The sequence below is a fragment of the Chryseobacterium pennipullorum genome (genome assembly GCF_003384725.1).
Taxonomy (GTDB): domain Bacteria; phylum Bacteroidota; class Bacteroidia; order Flavobacteriales; family Weeksellaceae; genus Chryseobacterium; species Chryseobacterium pennipullorum.
In genome coordinates this window covers 153,245-170,882 of the sequence record NZ_QNVV01000007.1, presented here as the reverse complement: position 1 = coordinate 170,882, position 17,638 = coordinate 153,245, and the positions used below count along the sequence as shown (strand labels likewise).

At 39.5% G+C, this 17,638-nt stretch carries 14 protein-coding genes; 7 read left to right on the top strand and 7 right to left on the bottom strand.

The window, feature by feature from the left end:
• Nucleotide 1: 1 nt before the first annotated feature.
• The 3 genes from DRF67_RS10015 to DRF67_RS10005 are packed head-to-tail and all read right to left on the bottom strand — an operon-like array spanning nt 2 to nt 2,359.
• Nucleotides 2–673, bottom strand: a complete 672-nt coding sequence (locus DRF67_RS10015) for a DUF6058 family natural product biosynthesis protein (protein ID WP_115928162.1) — start codon at nt 671–673, stop codon at nt 2–4.
• A gap of 8 nt (nt 674–681) precedes the next feature.
• Entirely contained in the window at nt 682–1,791 is a 1,110-nt protein-coding gene (locus DRF67_RS10010; RefSeq protein ID WP_115928161.1) for a BT_3928 family protein, read from the bottom strand.
• A 1-nt stretch (nt 1,792) separates the two neighbouring features.
• On the bottom strand, nt 1,793–2,359 hold the full coding sequence (locus DRF67_RS10005) for a DUF1599 domain-containing protein (RefSeq protein WP_115928160.1): 567 nt from the start codon (nt 2,357–2,359) through the stop codon (nt 1,793–1,795).
• Nucleotides 2,360–2,630: 271 nt separating this feature from the next.
• On the opposite strand from DRF67_RS10005, the gene folP reads away from it, so the two are divergent.
• From folP to ilvA, 7 genes are all read left to right on the top strand, one after another.
• Nucleotides 2,631–3,488 carry a dihydropteroate synthase gene (gene folP / locus DRF67_RS10000; protein ID WP_394337868.1) on the top strand — a complete coding sequence of 286 codons (858 nt, stop codon included), beginning with the start codon at nt 2,631–2,633 and terminating at the stop codon, nt 3,486–3,488.
• A 359-nt stretch (nt 3,489–3,847) separates the two neighbouring features.
• Nucleotides 3,848–4,720, top strand: coding sequence for a branched-chain-amino-acid transaminase (gene ilvE, locus DRF67_RS09995; protein WP_115928158.1), 873 nt, complete (start codon nt 3,848–3,850; stop codon nt 4,718–4,720).
• A gap of 168 nt (nt 4,721–4,888) precedes the next feature.
• Nucleotides 4,889–6,571, top strand: coding sequence for a dihydroxy-acid dehydratase (gene ilvD / locus DRF67_RS09990; protein ID WP_115928157.1), 1,683 nt, complete (start codon nt 4,889–4,891; stop codon nt 6,569–6,571).
• Between the two features lie 6 nt (nt 6,572–6,577).
• Nucleotides 6,578–8,302, top strand: a complete 1,725-nt coding sequence (gene ilvB / locus DRF67_RS09985; protein ID WP_115928156.1) for a biosynthetic-type acetolactate synthase large subunit — start codon at nt 6,578–6,580, stop codon at nt 8,300–8,302.
• A gap of 11 nt (nt 8,303–8,313) precedes the next feature.
• Nucleotides 8,314–8,595 carry an ACT domain-containing protein gene (locus DRF67_RS09980; protein WP_115928155.1) on the top strand — a complete coding sequence of 94 codons (282 nt, stop codon included), beginning with the start codon at nt 8,314–8,316 and terminating at the stop codon, nt 8,593–8,595.
• Nucleotides 8,596–8,839: 244 nt separating this feature from the next.
• Nucleotides 8,840–9,886, top strand: a complete 1,047-nt coding sequence (gene ilvC / locus DRF67_RS09975) for a ketol-acid reductoisomerase (RefSeq protein WP_115928154.1) — start codon at nt 8,840–8,842, stop codon at nt 9,884–9,886.
• 11 nt (nt 9,887–9,897) lie between these two features.
• Nucleotides 9,898–11,160 carry a threonine ammonia-lyase IlvA gene (gene ilvA, locus DRF67_RS09970; RefSeq protein WP_185142090.1) on the top strand — a complete coding sequence of 421 codons (1,263 nt, stop codon included), beginning with the start codon at nt 9,898–9,900 and terminating at the stop codon, nt 11,158–11,160.
• Nucleotides 11,161–11,400: 240 nt separating this feature from the next.
• On the opposite strand, the gene DRF67_RS09965 is transcribed toward ilvA, so the two are convergent.
• The 4 genes from DRF67_RS09965 to DRF67_RS09950 form a co-directional block, all read right to left on the bottom strand.
• Entirely contained in the window at nt 11,401–12,870 is a 1,470-nt protein-coding gene (locus DRF67_RS09965) for a M20/M25/M40 family metallo-hydrolase (RefSeq protein ID WP_115928153.1), read from the bottom strand.
• A 7-nt stretch (nt 12,871–12,877) separates the two neighbouring features.
• Nucleotides 12,878–13,114, bottom strand: a complete 237-nt coding sequence (locus DRF67_RS09960) for a hypothetical protein (RefSeq protein ID WP_115928152.1) — start codon at nt 13,112–13,114, stop codon at nt 12,878–12,880.
• Nucleotides 13,115–13,145: 31 nt separating this feature from the next.
• Complete coding sequence (locus tag DRF67_RS09955; protein ID WP_115928151.1) at nt 13,146–15,539, bottom strand: hypothetical protein; 2,394 nt, start codon at nt 15,537–15,539, stop codon at nt 13,146–13,148.
• Nucleotides 15,540–15,770: 231 nt separating this feature from the next.
• Nucleotides 15,771–17,585 carry a cytochrome-c peroxidase gene (locus DRF67_RS09950; RefSeq protein ID WP_115928150.1) on the bottom strand — a complete coding sequence of 605 codons (1,815 nt, stop codon included), beginning with the start codon at nt 17,583–17,585 and terminating at the stop codon, nt 15,771–15,773.
• Nucleotides 17,586–17,638: the final 53 nt, after the last annotated feature.

The window sequence follows — 17,638 nt, the reverse complement described above, 5'->3', positions numbered from 1 at the left end:
GTTAATATTTCTTTATTAAATAGCCTAAGCTATTGTCTTCTAAAATTTTGTCGAGGTATTTCCCTCTGCTACTGGATGCTCTTTGGTAAGGGGCAAATCTCTCAGCAACTTCGTTGAATTCTTTATTCAGCTGTATGAGTTCCTCAATCTCATTTTCATTCAGTGTTTTTTGAGAAAGCAAGGTGTTGAAATGTATTAATTTTTTTACGGCAATTTCCTTCCTTACAATTTCTTCTTCAGTAGAATTTATGGTACATATTCCATATATCCCGTTACAATAAGCTTCCCATTCACTCTCAAAGATCTCTTCGAGTTTTTCCTGATCATTATTAAAAGCATTATGATAGGCAAAATTTTTGTCAGGATGTTTCATGAGATTTTGAATGAATTTTTCTCTGAATTCTGTTTTATATTCATGAAAATCTTTCGTTTCTTTATTCTTCTCAATCAATGAAACACAGTTTTTGCTAAAGTACTTCTCCGTAATTTCAGTTTCAAATTCATCATTAAGAGGAGAGGTTATTTTTATACTTCTGGTAACTACATAAGAAGCTTCCGGAACCAGACGATTTTTAATAAGTACATTTAGTGTATCCTTCGTGATTTCCGTTATATCACATAGCCTTTCTTCTGTAATATAATTTCCGCTGATATATTCAAAATTTGATTCCATAACTTGGCTTATTCAATATAATCTTTAGCTGGCTGCTTGTCAATAATTTTTCCGTTTTCCAAAATCAGAACAAAAGGGTTGCTTCTTGCAATGGTTTTAATGGCAGTACCATCCATCATTGCATTTTTAATGGTTTTAAAAGTATTCTGATCGGTTGAAACTCCATAAATAAGTATTCCTTTCTGCGCATTTACTTTAGCTTCCACTTTCTGAAGAAGATCAGCAGAAACCTCTTTAGGATGGTAGGAGAATATTAAAATTGCTTTTGGTGCATGGATGATTTCGTCTGTGAGATCCACTCCTGTCGGATCTTCAATCTTAAACTTGACAATCTCAGATTTATAGCCCTCTTTTACCAGCACAGATTCATTTTTTCCTTCCTCAATTTTCCATGGAGAACCTTCTGCCCAATATTTTGTTTCTTTAATGTAATCATCCTGGTTAACTTTCAGAGACTCACCTGTTTTCTCATTTTTCAGAGAATAAAACGTTTTGTATTCCGAAGGGTTTTTGTTGATTTTTTCTTTTTCCCCTCTAATATCCGTTCCGATTTTATAATCACGGAAATCAATGAGCGGTTCATGCATAATTCCCTGGGCCATAATATAGATCATGATCAAAGAGAAAGCTCCTAAAATATAATATTTGAACTTTCCTGAAGATTCTGTTCTGTCATTGCTATATTCATCCTTTTTACGGAATTCTTTTCGGTACAATACAAAAAGAATAATAAGTCCCACCAGAAGTGCTACATCTTTAAAGAAACTTTGCCAAGGAGTGAATTTAACAGCATCTCCGAAGCAGCCGCAATCCGTCACTACATTGAAATAGGCAGAGTAGAAGGTTAGGAATCCAAAGAAAACACAAAGGGCAATTAATGTTGACAAGGTAAATTTCAGCTTTATTTTCAGAAGCAGCATACACCCCAGGAACAATTCCAGGACCACGACAATAATTGAAAAAAGCAATGCAAATTTTTCAAAAAATGGCATGTTAAAAACAGCAGGAGAAAAATATTCTTCCATTTTGAAAGAAAAACCTACAAGATCCACAGCTTTCACAAAGCCCGAAAGGATAAAAATGACTGCAATAATAAAGCGTAATAAACCTTTGATCATATTAAATAGTTTTGGGTTCGAATTGATTCTCTTTTTCCGAAAATTTAATCAGGCAGAAGACAGCGTAATTTAGCATATCAAAATAGTTGGCGTCAAGACCTTCTGAAGCGATAGTTTTCCCCTGATTGTCTTCAATCTGTTTGGTTCTCAGTACTTTTTGATAGATAAGATCTGTAATCGAAGAAATTCTCATATCCCTCCATGCCTCACCATAATCATGGTTTTTTCTTTCCATCAAGGCTTTGGCTTCATTGGCATATCGGTCATAAAGAGCTAATATTTCTTCTTTATTTTCATTAAAATCATTGGAAAAGCCTTTCTCAAGCTGAATAAGTCCAATGATAGAATAGTTGACAATTGCGATAAATTCATCTTCCTCACTTTCATCTACCATCTTTTGATCAGTCATCTGCAGCGTTCGGATCCTGTTTACCTTGATATAAATCTGATCTGTAATGGAACTAGGCCTTAAAACCCTCCATGCTGCACCATAATCCTTTAATTTTTTACCGAAAAGATCACGGCATTCACTGATAACTTTCTCGAACTGTACTGATGTTTTTAGCATAAATTTTCTTAATCTTCCAAATATACGAATTCGGTTTTAGATTTTTGAATATGGAGCGCTGAGTTTGTAAGTGAGAAGCTTTGAGAGTGGGATTTCTTGCACTGCGGGCTATGGAGTTTGATAGTAAGGGAGATGTAAAAGTCATTCTTCCAGCTTCTAACCTCTAATTTCTAATTTACAGCTTCTAAATCTTCATTAAAACTCACAAATCACTAATTTTGCACTACAAAATCATTTATCAATAATAATTTCCATGTTTTCTAACTCTCAAATGCTCCAACTCTCAGAGACTCCAACTTACTCCATCAACTGCAATGGCCGTTTAATACAACTGGACACGCCAAAGATTATGGGAATCCTCAATCTTACCCCGGATTCTTTCTCTGACGGAGGAAAGTTCAATGAAGAAAAAACAGCACTGCAACATGCCGAAAAACTGTTAAAGGAAGGTGCTGAAATTATTGATGTAGGGCCGCAATCCACCCGTCCAAAAGCTGAATTTCTAAGTAGTGGCGAAGAAATAAGGAGAATCGGAAATAGGATCAGCCGGATTAAAAGAGAATTTCCAGAAGCATTGATTTCCCTGGATACTTTTTATGCTGAAACCGTAAGATTCGGTTTTAATGAAGGCATCGATATGATCAATGACATCTCGGGAGGGCAATATGACCAGGAAATGTTTGATACAGTGGCCGCGACAGGACTTCCGTACATCCTGATGCATATAAATTCCTCGTACGAAACCATGCATGATAAGATCAGATTTGAAGATATAACAGTGGAAGTCAACAGATATTTTTCGCAGAAAATATCTGAGCTTTTACAAAAAGGTGTGAAAGATATCATTCTTGATCCTGGTTTTGGTTTCGGAAAAACCGTGGAAGACCAGATGAAAATGATTGATGAAATTCAATATCTGGGATTTGAAAGATTCCCTTTATTGATAGGCATTTCCCGAAAATCATTTATTTATAAGCCGTTGGGAAAATCTCCGCTGGATATCAATGAAGAAACCCAGAAGCTTCATTTGAGAGTATTGGAGCAGGGAGCTAAAATTTTAAGGGTTCATGATGTCGCTCATACAAAGGAAACCTTGGTACAGTTTTTACAAAAAAATAAAAAATGTTAAAAAAACTTGTGAGTAATTAAAAAGTTTATACATTTGCAACATGGATTTTACGAATCAGAAAAATATTATTGTCATTTCTATTATTGCTGTTGTCATTAACAACAGTAGGGAAACGGCATTTTAAAAATAGATTTTTAAATTTAAATTATATACAGGCCGTTTCATTTTGAAGCGGCCTTTTTTGTTTTAATTTTTTTATTGTACAAAATATGTATCAAATAGTATCAGTAATTATTATCGTCATTATTATTCCCTTGCGTCTGTGAGAAGGAAAGTGTATGACTGTACATATATGGAGCCCTCTCACAGCGTGAGAGGGCTTTTTTTATTCCCTTTTTTTAATTTTTAATCTCTATAAAATGTATTACAACGACGACACGGTTATCTATTTCAACGGAAACTTCATAAAAGCAAAGGATGCCGGAACAGATCTTTACGGACAATCTCTTCATTATGGATACTCGGTTTTTGAAGGCATCAAATCCTATAGCACCGAATATGGAACGAAAATTTTTAAAGCAAAAGAACATTACGAAAGATTAAAGAAGTCAGCAGATCTGATGCATATTCCGTTTGATTATTCTGTGGAGCAGCTTACAGATCTCACCTATGAACTTCTGGAAAAAAACGGGTTCTCAGATGCTTATATCCGTCCGCTGGTGACCTGCTCGCCCAATATGTCCCTTTCAAAAGGCAAAGAGTCTTACCTGTCTCTCTTAGCATGGGAATGGAATAATGGCTACCTCGCAGACCAGATGAAAATCATGACTTCAGAATTTCAACGCCCAAATCCTAAAGCCTTTAAGGTGGAAGCTAAAGTAGGTGGGCATTATGTGAATTCTATTCTCGCATGCCAGGATGCGAAAGACAAAGGTTATGATGAAGCACTGGTTCTCGATGAAAGTGGAAATGTTGCTGAGAGTTCTGGAGCCAATGTTTTTTTCGAAAAAGACGGTGTTCTTTATACTCCGGCCAAGGGAAGTATTCTTCCTGGAATTACAAGACAAACGGTGATGGAGATCTGCAATGAATTTGACATTCCTGTCAAAGAAACATTCTTTAAGCCTGAGGAAATGCGTGGTGCCGATGCAGGCTTTTTCTGTGGAACCGCCGCAGAAATTGCCGCTCTTGATTCCTTAGATGATGTTCCCTTTACCAAGAACTGGGAGGATACAGTAAGCAAAAAAGTACAGCAGGCTTATTTGAGACGCGTAAGACTTCTGTCATTGTAAATTAATGGAATTTAAAACATTAAATATCAGTGCTTTATGATTGTGTTTCAAACGATTGAATATTGTAATTTTTAGAAAAATTGAAAATTAAAAAATATTACAAGCTGTAGTTTTGGACCAAAATTAAGTAAACAAAAAAAACGAGAAGAATAGCAAATACAGGATACTATGTTAAATAAATATTCAAAAACATTCACACAAAACACTGAGCAACCCGCCGCGAAGGCAATGCTGTACGGGATTGGTTTTACAGAAGAGGATATGCACAAGGCGCAGGTCGGAATTGCCAGTATGGGATATGATGGCAACACCTGTAATATGCACCTGAATGATCTGGCTAAAGTGGTAAAACAAGGAACCTGGGAAAATGGTCTTGCCGGATTGATTTTTAATACAATTGGCGTAAGTGACGGAATGAGTAACGGGACAGATGGGATGCGCTATTCGCTGGTAAGCCGGGATGTGATCGCAGACAGTATAGAGGCGATTTGTGGCGCTCAGTATTATGACGGTCTTATTGCGTTGCCGGGTTGTGACAAAAATATGCCGGGAACCATTATTGCAATGGGAAGGCTGAACAGGCCTTCTATCATGGTGTATGGCGGAACCATTGCTCCAGGATGTTATAAAGGAGAACAGCTTAATATTGTTTCAGCTTTCGAAGCGTTGGGCAAAAAGATTGCCGGCGAAATTTCGGATGAAGACTTTGATGGAGTGATCAGAAACTCATGCCCCGGAGCGGGAGCCTGCGGGGGAATGTATACAGCTAATACGATGGCTTCAGCAATTGAAGCATTGGGAATGAGTCTGCCGTATTCATCGTCAAATCCAGCTTTAAGCAAAGAAAAGCAGACCGAATGTATGGAAGCCGGAAAATATCTGAAGAGCCTTTTGGAAAAAGACATCAAGCCTTCCGATATCATGACCCGCAAAGCTTTTGAAAATGCACTGCGTATGATTGTAATCCTGGGAGGCAGTACCAATGCCGTTCTGCACTTTATTGCAATGGCAAAAAGTGTGGGAGTATCCGTTACTCAGGATGATTTCCAGAAAATGAGCGACTGTACTCCCGTATTAGCTGACCTTAAACCCAGTGGGAAATACCTGATGCAGGACCTGCATAATCACGGTGGAATTCCGGCGGTGATGAAATACCTGCTGGAGCAGGGGTTGCTGCACGGCGACTGTCTTACGGTTACGGGCAAAACTTTAGCCGAAAACCTCGAAAATGTTCCCACCCTGGACTTCGACAGGCAGAAAATCATAAGACCTCTTTCTGAACCGATAAAACCTACAGGACATCTTAGGATTCTGTATGGTAACCTGGCAGAAAAAGGAAGCGTAGCAAAAATTACCGGTAAAGAAGGAGAAAAATTTGTAGGAAAAGCACGGGTATTTGACGGAGAAAAGAACCTGATTAAAGGAATTCAGGACGGTACCGTATTGCAGGGAGATGTGATTGTTATCCGGAATGAAGGTCCGAAGGGAGCTCCGGGCATGCCCGAAATGCTGAAGCCTACCAGCGCTTTGATCGGAGCTGGTCTGGGAAGCAGCGTCGCCCTGATCACAGACGGAAGGTTCAGTGGCGGAACCCATGGTTTTGTAGTCGGTCATATTACTCCCGAGGCCTATGAAGGTGGATTAATTGCTTTTGTAGAAGATAATGATACAATTGAAATCGATGCTGTACGTAACACAATACAGCTTAAAGTATCAGAGGAAGAGATAAGAAAAAGAAGGCAGAAATGGCAAAAGCCGGCACTGCAAGTACAAAAAGGACTGCTTTATAAATATGCATTAACGGTATCATCAGCAGCTGAAGGCTGTGTAACGGATGAAATCTCACAATAAGACATCATGGAGAATTTAAATTTAGTAGTAGAGACAGAACTTAACGGAAGCAGAATCATCCTTGAAGCATTTCTTCAGGAAGGAGTGAAAACGGTGTTCGGATATCCGGGAGGAGCAATTATTCCTATTTACGATGCCCTTTATGATTATCAGGGGAGGCTGGAGCATATTCTGGTCCGCCATGAGCAGGCCGCTGTACACGCGGCACAGGGGCTGGCAAGAGTTTCTGGAGAAGTAGGAGTGGTGTTGGCTACCAGCGGGCCTGGAGCAACCAATCTCGTTACAGGATTAGCAGATGCTTTGCTCGATAATACCCCGTTGGTATGCATCACAGGACAGGTTTTTGAACATCTGCTGGGAACAGATGCTTTTCAGGAAATAGATGTCATGAATATTACAAGTCCGGTTACCAAGTGGAATTATCAGGTAACAGATGCCAATGAGCTTCCTGAAGTCCTGGCGAAAGCATTTTATATTGCAAGATCCGGCCGTCCGGGGCCGGTGCTGATTGATGTTACCAAAAATGCCCAGCTTCAGACTGTTTCCTATGCAGGATATTCTCCATGTCATTCACTCAGAAGCTATAGACCGGATCCTCTTCCCAGTGTGGAAAATATTGAAAAAGCAGCGTCCCTGATTAATGCGTCGGAAAAACCCTTTATCATCGCAGGACAGGGAATTATTTTAGGAAAGGCAGAAAATGAATTCCTGGAGTTTGCAGAACAGTCCGGAATTCCGGTGGCCTGGACGGTGCTGGGAATGAGTGCTATTCCTACAGATCACCCGCAGGCAGTTGGGATGGTGGGTATGCATGGAAACTATGGTCCCAATGTACTTTCCAATCAATGTGATGTTCTTATTGCGGTAGGAATGCGCTTCGATGACCGGGTGACGGGAAGACTGGATCAGTATGTGAAGCAGGCAAAAGTGATTCATCTTGATATTGATCAGGCAGAAATCAATAAAAATGTCAAAGCAGATGTACCTGTCCTCGGAAACTGTAAACAGACGCTGCCGCTTCTTACCGAAAGAATTAAAAATAAAAAATACCCGGAATGGCATCAGAGATTCAAAGACTGCTATAAAACCGAACAGATCAGTCTGATTACCGAGGAGCTGTATCCGGAAGAAGGTGAAATGACGATGGGAGAAGTGATCCGTTCCTTGAATGAAATGACGGAAGGACACGCAGTGATCGTAACAGATGTCGGGCAGCATCAGATGGCAACATGCCGTTACTCGCAGTTTAAGCATTCCCGGACCAATATTACAAGCGGTGGATTGGGGACTATGGGATTTTGTCTGCCGGCTGCGATAGGAGCCTCTTACGGAAATCATACATATCCTGTTATTGCGGTAATGGGGGATGGGGGAGCTCAAATGAATATTCAGGAACTCGGTACCGTAATGCAGTATCATCCGGATATCAAAATTTTGATTCTGAATAACTGTTACCTGGGCATGGTAAGGCAGTGGCAGGAGCTGTTTCATGAAGAAAGATATTCTTCTGTAGACATTCAGAGTCCTGATTTTGTGCAGGTGGCAAAAGGATATCATATTCCCGGAAGAAAGGTTTCGGAAAGAGAAGACCTGAACGCAGCTCTTCAGGAAATGCTCGAGCATAAAGGAGCTTTTCTTCTTGAAGTCATGACCGGAAAAAAGCACAATGTATTTCCCATGATTCCACAGGGAAAAAGTGTTTCTGAAATTGTATTGAATAACAAGTTTTAAAAAAATAAAAGATGGAGACAGAATATAAAGAGTATACCATTACAGCGTATACAGAAGATTTTTTAGGACTGATCGGGAGGATCAATGCTATTTTTTCAAGAAGAAGGATTTCTATTGTGAATTTCAATGTGGGACCTTCAGAAATTGAAAAAGTTAAAAAATTTGTCATTGTCATCAGAGAAACAGAAGACTCGGTTCAGAAAATTGCCCGTCAGATGGAAAAACAAGTGGATGTACTTGAGGTTCATTATCACAAAAATCCACATTTCAAGGCAATGGAATATGCCAGCTGAACATAAAAATAAAACAATTAAGCAGAACTAAAAGTTGACGCTTAGATTATAGACGTAACAGATTCTGTGGATATTACGCGCACTTAAGTTGTTGAAAGTCTTTGATTTTCTTTTTATGAACCTTTTATGAAACATGGTTTTAAATTTAAGTGAACAAAAGTGTCCAAAACAAAGACTTTTATCTTTAAAAATAAGAGGTAAGATCTTATTAATAAAATAATATATAACAAATAAAATCAAAAAAATGGCAAAATTGAATTTTGGCGGAGTAGAGGAAAATGTAGTAACAAGAAATGAGTTTCCGTTAGAAAAAGCTCAGGAAGTATTACAAAACGAGGTAGTGGCTGTTATCGGATACGGAGTACAGGGACCGGGACAGGCACTTAATCAGAAAGATAACGGAATCAATGTGATTATAGGACAGAGAAAAAATTCCAAATCCTGGGATAAAGCAGTTGCTGACGGATTTGTTCCGGGCGAAACCTTGTTTGAAATAGAAGAAGCCTTACAGAAGGGAACCATCATCTGTTACCTTCTGAGCGATGCCGCGCAGATAGAATACTGGCCAAAAGTAAAACAGCATCTTACGGCAGGAAAAGCCCTTTATTTCTCGCATGGTTTCGGAATCACATTTAATGAGCGCACCGGAATCGTGCCTCCATCCGATGTGGATGTATTTTTGGTAGCACCTAAAGGATCGGGAACCTCGTTGCGAAGAATGTTCCTTCAGGACAGAGGTCTGAACAGCAGTTTTGCGGTGTATCAGGATGCTACCGGAAAGGCAAGAGAAAGGGTAACTGCACTTGGAATAGCCATAGGAAGCGGATATCTGTTCGAGACAGATTTTAAAAAAGAAGTGTACAGTGACCTGGCAGGAGAACGAGGAACCCTGATGGGAGCCGTACAGGGAATATTTGCCGCACAGTATGATGTATTGAGGAAAAACGGACATAGTCCTTCCGAAGCTTTTAATGAAACCGTAGAAGAGCTGACCCAGTCATTGATGCCATTGGTAGCGGAAAACGGAATGGACTGGATGTATGCCAACTGTAGTACAACCGCTCAGAGAGGTGCCTTAGACTGGTGGAAGCGTTTCAGGGATGTTACCTCACCACTGTTTGAAGAGCTGTATGATAATGTAGCCAAAGGAAATGAAGCTCAGCGGTCTATCGACAGCAACAGTAAACCTGATTACAGAGAAAAACTGGAAGTGGAACTGACCGAATTAAGAGAGAGCGAAATGTGGAAAGCAGGAAAAACAGTCCGAAGCCTCAGACCTGAAAACAATTAATGACCCGCCGGATGATGAAAGAGGAAACAGCTTCCTTCGTTTTAGAGAACATCTATAAAGCGGAGGAACGATTAAGAGATGTAGTGGTAAAAACACCTTTGGCTGTCAATAGTAATCTGTCAGCAATTTACGAAGCGAACATCAGTTTCAAAAGAGAAGACCTTCAAAGGGTAAGATCGTACAAAATAAGGGGAGCCTATAATAAGATGGCTACCATGTCAGAGGAAGACTTGTCTAAAGGTGTGGTTTGTGCCAGTGCCGGAAATCATGCTCAGGGAGTAGCATTTGCTTGCCAGAGGATGAAGGTAAAAGGGACCATTTTCATGCCTTTGCCTACGCCCGGACAGAAGCTAGAACAGGTAAAGATGTTCGGTGGAGAATATATTGATGTTATGCTGCAAGGTGATACTTTTGATGCTGCTAAAGAGGCAGCGATGAGGTTTTGCAAAGAGAGTAACGGTGTATTTATTCATCCCTTTGACGATCCGGCAATTATAGAAGGGCAGGCAACAGCCGCACTCGAAATTCTGGAACAGGCCGAAGATTTGGTAGATTACCTTTTTGTTCCGATTGGGGGAGGAGGGCTGGCTGCCGGAGTATGTTCCGTATTTCAGCATCTGTCGCCAAAGACAAAGATCATTGGCGTGGAGCCTTCAGCAGCAGCGAGTATGAAAAAAGCGCTGGAAAAAGGCAGGCCGGTCCTTCTGGAAAAGATAAGCCGTTTTGTAGATGGGGCAGCCGTGCAGCAGGTTGGCGATCTCACCTTTGCACGTTGTAAGAATATCCTGCATGATATGACGACCGTAGATGAAGGGCTTGTCTGTGAAACGATATTATCGCTGTACAATAAAGATGCAATCGTCGTAGAGCCGGCCGGCGCCCTTTCAGTGGCAGCATTGGAAAAGTATAGAGAGGAAATAAAGGGTAAGAATGTGGTCTGTATTATCAGTGGAAGCAATAACGATATCACCCGTATGGAAGAAATCAAAGAAAAAGCGTTGCTGTATGCCGGATTAAAGCATTATTTTCTGGTCAGGTTTCCACAACGTCCCGGAGCTTTGAAGGCCTTTGTAATGGATGTACTGGGACCTGATGATGATATTACTTATTTTGAATACACACAAAAAAATTCAAAAGAAAAAGGAATTGCAGTCGTTGGAATTGCTCTGAAACAAAACAAAGACTTCACTCCACTGATGGGTAAGATGAAACAGAATGATTTTTTTGTCAATTATCTGAATAATGATCCCTCTTTAATGAACCTCCTTATTTAAATTTTTTTTTGAACATTAAGAATGTTTTAGGTTTAAGAATAATGAAGGATACCGCTGAAAATACGCAACAAGTCGTCTTCTCATTTAAATGTATCTACACCTTAAATCCTCTTCATCTCTGAATTTTCTTAACGAGATTCAAATTTATTTTCAATATCAAATTATTTCGTATTAAAACAGATTCTAAAAACACACGAATGAAAACAAAAAAGCTTCACAGAGGGTGAAGCTTTTTGTAATTTATCTCTCAAGCGAAAAATTTGAAATTACTTTTGGACGTTCAGTTTCATTCGCTACTTTCCAGGATGTTCTGTAGATCCATTCGGTCATTTTGTACAGCTTTTTGTAATTGATATTTTCAGATTCATCCTGCGGGGTATGGTACTGATCATGTAAGACACTGGTGAAAAACACGGCAGGAATTCCTGCTTTGGCATACGGAAGATGATCGCTTCTGAAATAAAAATATTCAGCGTGATTCGGAGCATCCCAATCCTTAAGATATTTGAATTTTGTGCTCTCAAGATTAGCTTCTTCTGCCATTTTTACAAGTTCTTCAGAGTTTTTATGAGGGACATTACCACCGAGTAAAGCCGCTTCATTATTATCATTTCTTCCAATCATATCCCCATTCAGAACCGCTACGATTTTTTCTTTGGGAACAACAGGGTGGGCTGCGTGCCACCGCGATCCAAGCAAACCTCTTTCCTCGGCCCCATGGAAAACGAACAGAATACTTCTTTTCCCAGGCTGTTTTTTATAGGCTCTTGCCATTGCCAGCATGGCAACACAGGTGCTGGCATTATCATCTGCGCCATTGTAGATCGTATCATTCTTTACAGGGTGCCTTATTCCGTCATGGTCCTGGTGTCCGCTGAGCAAAACGTATTCGTTTTTAAGTGACGGATCGGTCCCTTCTATTTTTCCGATAATATTAACTGATGGGTATTTGTAGGTTTCAGTTATAAGGTTTAGGGCAACCTTCGGATTGTTCTTTACCCAGTCAGTATGTTCCTTTTTGATCCACAGAACGGGAATGTTCCGGGTGATTTTTTCCCTTAACCCTTCTACACCGTAGCTACCTCTTGTCATCTGGGGAAGTACTTCCGGCCAGCTTTGTTCAGCAATATCATCCGTAATGAAAATAATGGCCTGTGCGCCCAGTTCGTAGGCTTTATTGTAATATTTTGCCCGTACAAAACCCGGATATCTTCTTACAAAAAGAGTCATATCCTTATCTATATTTTTATCAGAAGCATTGACGGCAAGTATTTTTCCGCTAATATTTAATTTTGAAAGATGATCAGGTTCTGTATTTCCGGCATATACGATTTCTGATTCTATTGAAGCATTGACAGGTTCTGAAACCAGAAAATCTTTCCATAAGGTCAGACTGTTGTTTCCAATTTTCAGACTGCTTTGCGGGATCACCTGATGTCTGTACATGTCGAAAAACTGGAAAAAAGTACCGTTGTCTCCTGCGGGTTTCATTCCTGCCTCTTTTGCTTTATCTGCAAGCCACATTGATACCTTGAGCTCATCCAGTGTCCCGGCTTCACGGCCCCAGAACTGATCGGCAGCCAGCTCATACATGTCTTTCCGCAGGTCAGACTCTTTAATTGCAGAAACCAGTGGCTTTTTATAGTTCTGTGCATTGCCAATACCGAAAAACAACAGTACCAACAGGGAAAAAATATAGTTTTTATGCATCATGTTTTTAGTTGAAATGAGCCAGTTTTTCTGAGAATTGTTTTGAAAATTCTTTTCTGTCCTCTTCCAGTTGTTCCGGTGCTGAAGGAAGAATGTAGTTGAATAGAATCTTATCCTCGTTATCCAGAAAGATAATTTCCTTTTCGTTGCCGTCGATCATCTGTGAGAAGATTTCCCACATCGAAGTGTCTTTTAGTCTTAATAATTCAAAAAACTGTTCTGCTTTTATTTCTATTCTCTGCATGATATTATATTGTAAGTGTCAATCTGATTTTTTAGAATTCCAGGAATTTCAGTTTGAACTGAATGGCAAAATTCTGTTTAAAATTGGGAGTCGCGTAATAACCCACTCTGTAAAATAATCCTAAATTGAAGTAGCTTGAAAGGAAGTTATTCCATTCCAGACCTACTTCCTGATAAAGGTGATCCAGTTTTTTAAATTTGAACTGATGATATTCCGGGTGTTTCATGTCGCCGATGGTTCCCCTGAGTACAAAGTCAAAACTGGATACATTATGACCGAAACTTTTAAAGTACACGGGTAGTTTATGTGTGAAATAATACGCAACGAACCTGTCATTGTAATACTTTCCACCTTCCAGGGTTGCAAAACCTAGGAATGAGGTAAGATTAAAATTGAAATCTTTTCCCGGGGAAGCCAGTCCGTTCATTGTAAAGTTTTTCCAGATCGGGGCCTCACCCAGAACAATACCTCCGTACAATCTGAAGCCCGTTGTTCCGATAGGAGTTTTAAAATTATGAACAAAAAGCGCATCAAAGCGGGAGTAATTGAAGTCTCCCATCATTTTGTAACTTTGCTCATAATTAAAATACAGCTCAGGATACTTCTGATCGATCAGGGATTTTCCCTGCGGAGTCATAATATTGGTAGAATTTGGTGAATACTTTAATGTAAAAAGGGTATTGAAATTTTTGTATGAAGAACCGCTATTCCTGAACTGGTAATCAAACTGGGCTTCTTCAATATTTCTTCTCACGGCAAGAGCAAGCGTGAGGCCGTTGGTGACATCATTCAGGTACGACAACGAAACCCCTTCAAAACGGAAGTATTTATCATTGTTAATGTTGTTCCCGAAATTCATCATTCTCATTTTGAAGTTCCAGAGTCTTCTGTAAAACTCACCGGAAGCCGTTACATCATCATATAACTCCAGTCTGAAGAATGAGTTTTTATCCAAGGTAGTCTTTATATCCAGTCCCATTCCGTATTTCCAGCGTCCGTCTTTTACCCCATAGGCAAAATAGTAATCGGGAGAGAAATAGGGATTGAAGTTCTCATTCACTTTGGCTTTCATTCCAAGCCTGAAGCCTTCATAAGAGTTGAAATTGACGATTTCATCAACTGCAAAATCGATGGACCGAACTCTGATCTGTCCGTTGAGCAGCCCTGATAATATCTGTGCTTTGCTGTCAATTTTATATTTCCGTCCTAGGCTGTCGATGGTTTTGTAGGTGTTTTTTTCTCTGGCAGTAAGGGGATCGGTCCGGTATTGGTCAAGATTATGGCCGTCAATACTTTTGACGGAAAAGGTGTACCCCTTAAAATCTTTGGGATTTTCTAGAATGGGAGATTCAAAATCAAAATATCTCGATGTGAGAAAAGCGTAAGTCCCGAAACTTTTCTTCTCCTTTCTGTTGAGTCCTTCCTTATCGTCCATAGCCATTTTACCCATTTTAAGTTTGGTTTTTTCGTGGGCGAGAAACCACTTGTTGTTGTAAAATACCCATGTACTGGTAATGATCCCTTCGTTTTTATTTCTGCTGAAATTTTCGATCTTTTTAACTCCGTAGGTTTCGGTGTCAACATAGATGGCGCCGTTGTATTTTCTTTTTCTGTCGGTCTTTTTATAGTTCACCTCACGAAAACGGATAACGAATGTTTTTCTTCCGTCGAGTTCAATGGTATCTGAAAGGAAAAAACGGTAAAGTCCCCGGTTTTCCTGTTTGATCTGTTCCGGAACAATATCTCTGTTACTCTGCTGAAGAGCAATCATTTCATAGATCGGTTGTTTCAGTCCGGAGATTCTGTTGTCGAGAATATTGATCTTTTCACCATACTTTTTCGAATACAGGAATTCCTGAGCCCTTTCCCACAGAAAAAGTTTGCTGTTGGAAAATATTTTTCGGGCATTGATGTTATTCAAGGAATCTTTCTCTCTCTTTTTCTTGAAAATAGCGAGATCATTAAAATATTCCTGAAATTGTGAAAGACTGTCTTCATCAATATCCAGGGATATTTTTTCATACGATTTAAAAGAGTAGGATCCCAGGCTTTTCGGTGAATTTTCACGGAAGAGCTTATTTACTTTTTTTAGGATTTCCAGTGCCCTCGGATCACTTTTATCTTCTATCACAACGGTTTCAATAGAAGTCGTTTTTGAGGTTTTTTTATACAATGAAATTTCCATACTGCTTTCTACAGATGCTGTTTCCGGCTGATAAGAAGCCGCTTCGATGTCTACACTGGTACAGGATGCGGTGAATTCAAGAATGCCCTGGTTATCGGTATAGCCAAGAATTTTGTTTCCACAGGATACTTTTGCATTGGAAACGGGTTTCTGATTGGCGTCATCAACAATTTTGATTTTTGACTGTGAGTAACCCAAAAAGTACATCAAAAAAAACAGTAATAGTAAACCTTTTTTCATGTAAAAAAACTAGGTCAAAATTAATAATATTAATTGTTTTAAAAAAGTTTTTAACAGAGTATAACATTGATTTAATCTAATTTTCCAGTTGATTGTATTTGTCAAAAATAGGTACTGAAAACAGGCATATTAAGGCATACAGATTATCATTCCTTAAGCAGCGAAAGCACGCCAATAAAAAAACTCCTGAAATTTAGATTTCAAGAGTTTTTTATGTTCATCCCGGATGCATTACCGGTCATCCAATGCCTTCATAAATTCTATGATATCATGTATTTCTTTATCAGTAAGCTGAAGGGGAGCATCGGAAAGCGTTTGGTTTTCTACGGTAAAGCCAAATCCTTTCCCACCACCTTTGTTATAAAAATTCATAACGTCTTTCAGGGTTTTGTAACCGCCGTTGTGCATATAAGGAGCAGTCTTATTGATATTTCGCAGTGTCGGGGTTTTGAAGGAATGTTGTAATGAGGCGACTGTTTCATGAAATCTTCCTCTTCCCGGATCTTTGTCAAATGCTTTGTTTTCGCCATTCACAGCTACTCCCAATACTTCCTGTTCCGTTTTTTTGAAAGTAGGGGGAACAGTACCATTAAACAAAGGGAGAAAATGACATATCGCACACTGTGCTTTTCCTACAAAAAGATTAAAACCACGTTTCTGATCTTCGGTCATCGCTGACTTGTCACCTCTCATATAGGCATCAAAACCGGAATTGAATTTTGCCAGAGAACGGATATAGCTTGCCAGGACGTTCTGAAGCTGCCAGACCTCAGTTTTCTGAGAATGATAGATCTTCTTAAAAGCAGCCTGATACGTTTTATCCTGACTGATTTTTGCAAGAATCACATTGAGGTCACCATGCATTTCCTCTTTATTGGAAATTACATCTGAGCTTTGCCCTTCCAGGTCCTCCTTCCGCATATCCCAAAACTGGCCATGCTGAAATCCCGCATAATTAAGCGATGGTGCATTTCTGGACAGCTCTGAGTTTTCCAGAGACATCGATTTGGCAAGACCGTCAGTAAAAGCTTTTTCAGGAATGTGACAGGTTGCACAGCTCCGATTGTTGTTATTGGAAAGAATATTATCGTTAAAAAGTTTTTGCCCAAGAGCTGCTTTTTCTTCAGTGTAGGCAAACTCGTTTCCGGGTGCAAAAGCATTGGGATTGAATGCGTTTTTAGAGAAAAAAGTAGCAGCATTTTTATGCAAAGCAGTCGTAACCTCAACATCCGGGATGTTCTCCTGATCTTTAAACTCAAGCATAAGAGCCGTGATCTTATTGAGGTGGTCAGGGATAAAATTTACATAATCAAAGGTGTTCCTGTCCGTATTTTTTTGCAGGACTGCAGTGGTTCTGTTGATCTCAGCTACAATACTTTTTAAAGCTCTATCTTTTGAGCGGGAGGTGGAAATCTGCTCTAATGTGGTCTTAATTCCATTCAGAGAATAAGGCATTTCCTTCAGGAAAACTCCGGAGACAGGAGTGTCAAAACCAGAAATTCCAAGGCTTGAAATTCTGAAAGCTTCTGCTCTTAAAGCATCAAAAACCTGATCCTTACTCACCGTGATGACCTGAAAATTAGTTTTTATCGTGTTGCTTTTATTGGTTAATTTGTTAAGCATTCTGATTACTTCAGCTTTATTTTCCGGATCGTAAGGGTAGAGCATCTCTTCCAAAACCTGTAATCCTTCGGGCTCTATTTCTGTATGCTCATCCATTTCTATTTCAGGAAGGGCTGGACCATTGATGAATCTTGCGGAATGCGGCAGAAAATATTCCACCGCCCATTCCATTTTTTTGTACGTTTTCCGGATGCTTTCGAATTTATCCTGAAGAAGTTTTTCATCAGAATTTTCAGAGACAAGGCTTATCAGGTCATTGATTTGTTTTTCGAAATCATTAGTGTTTCTGATAATCCCCTGTTTTACAGTGCCCAGGTCTTCATAGATGGGCATCTGTTTGTCATTTTTGCAGTGATAAAGTACAAACAGTGCCACAGCGGAGTACAAAAAAAGAAGTACCGGATATTTTGAAAGTGTCTTCATAGGTATGAAAAAGTATCAACAGAGATTTTCTATTGATACTTTAGGTATTATGG

Coding starts and splice junctions, on each gene's coding strand:
- DRF67_RS10015 (WP_115928162.1), bottom strand. CDS start 673: ATGGAATCAAATTTTGAATATATCAGCGGAAATTATATTACAGAAGAA.
- DRF67_RS10010 (WP_115928161.1), bottom strand. CDS start 1,791: ATGATCAAAGGTTTATTACGCTTTATTATTGCAGTCATTTTTATCCTT.
- DRF67_RS10005 (WP_115928160.1), bottom strand. CDS start 2,359: ATGCTAAAAACATCAGTACAGTTCGAGAAAGTTATCAGTGAATGCCGT.
- folP (WP_394337868.1), top strand. CDS start 2,631: ATGCTCCAACTCTCAGAGACTCCAACTTACTCCATCAACTGCAATGGC.
- ilvE (WP_115928158.1), top strand. CDS start 3,848: ATGTATTACAACGACGACACGGTTATCTATTTCAACGGAAACTTCATA.
- ilvD (WP_115928157.1), top strand. CDS start 4,889: ATGTTAAATAAATATTCAAAAACATTCACACAAAACACTGAGCAACCC.
- ilvB (WP_115928156.1), top strand. CDS start 6,578: ATGGAGAATTTAAATTTAGTAGTAGAGACAGAACTTAACGGAAGCAGA.
- DRF67_RS09980 (WP_115928155.1), top strand. CDS start 8,314: ATGGAGACAGAATATAAAGAGTATACCATTACAGCGTATACAGAAGAT.
- ilvC (WP_115928154.1), top strand. CDS start 8,840: ATGGCAAAATTGAATTTTGGCGGAGTAGAGGAAAATGTAGTAACAAGA.
- ilvA (WP_185142090.1), top strand. CDS start 9,898: ATGATGAAAGAGGAAACAGCTTCCTTCGTTTTAGAGAACATCTATAAA.
- DRF67_RS09965 (WP_115928153.1), bottom strand. CDS start 12,870: ATGCATAAAAACTATATTTTTTCCCTGTTGGTACTGTTGTTTTTCGGT.
- DRF67_RS09960 (WP_115928152.1), bottom strand. CDS start 13,114: ATGCAGAGAATAGAAATAAAAGCAGAACAGTTTTTTGAATTATTAAGA.
- DRF67_RS09955 (WP_115928151.1), bottom strand. CDS start 15,539: ATGAAAAAAGGTTTACTATTACTGTTTTTTTTGATGTACTTTTTGGGT.
- DRF67_RS09950 (WP_115928150.1), bottom strand. CDS start 17,585: ATGAAGACACTTTCAAAATATCCGGTACTTCTTTTTTTGTACTCCGCT.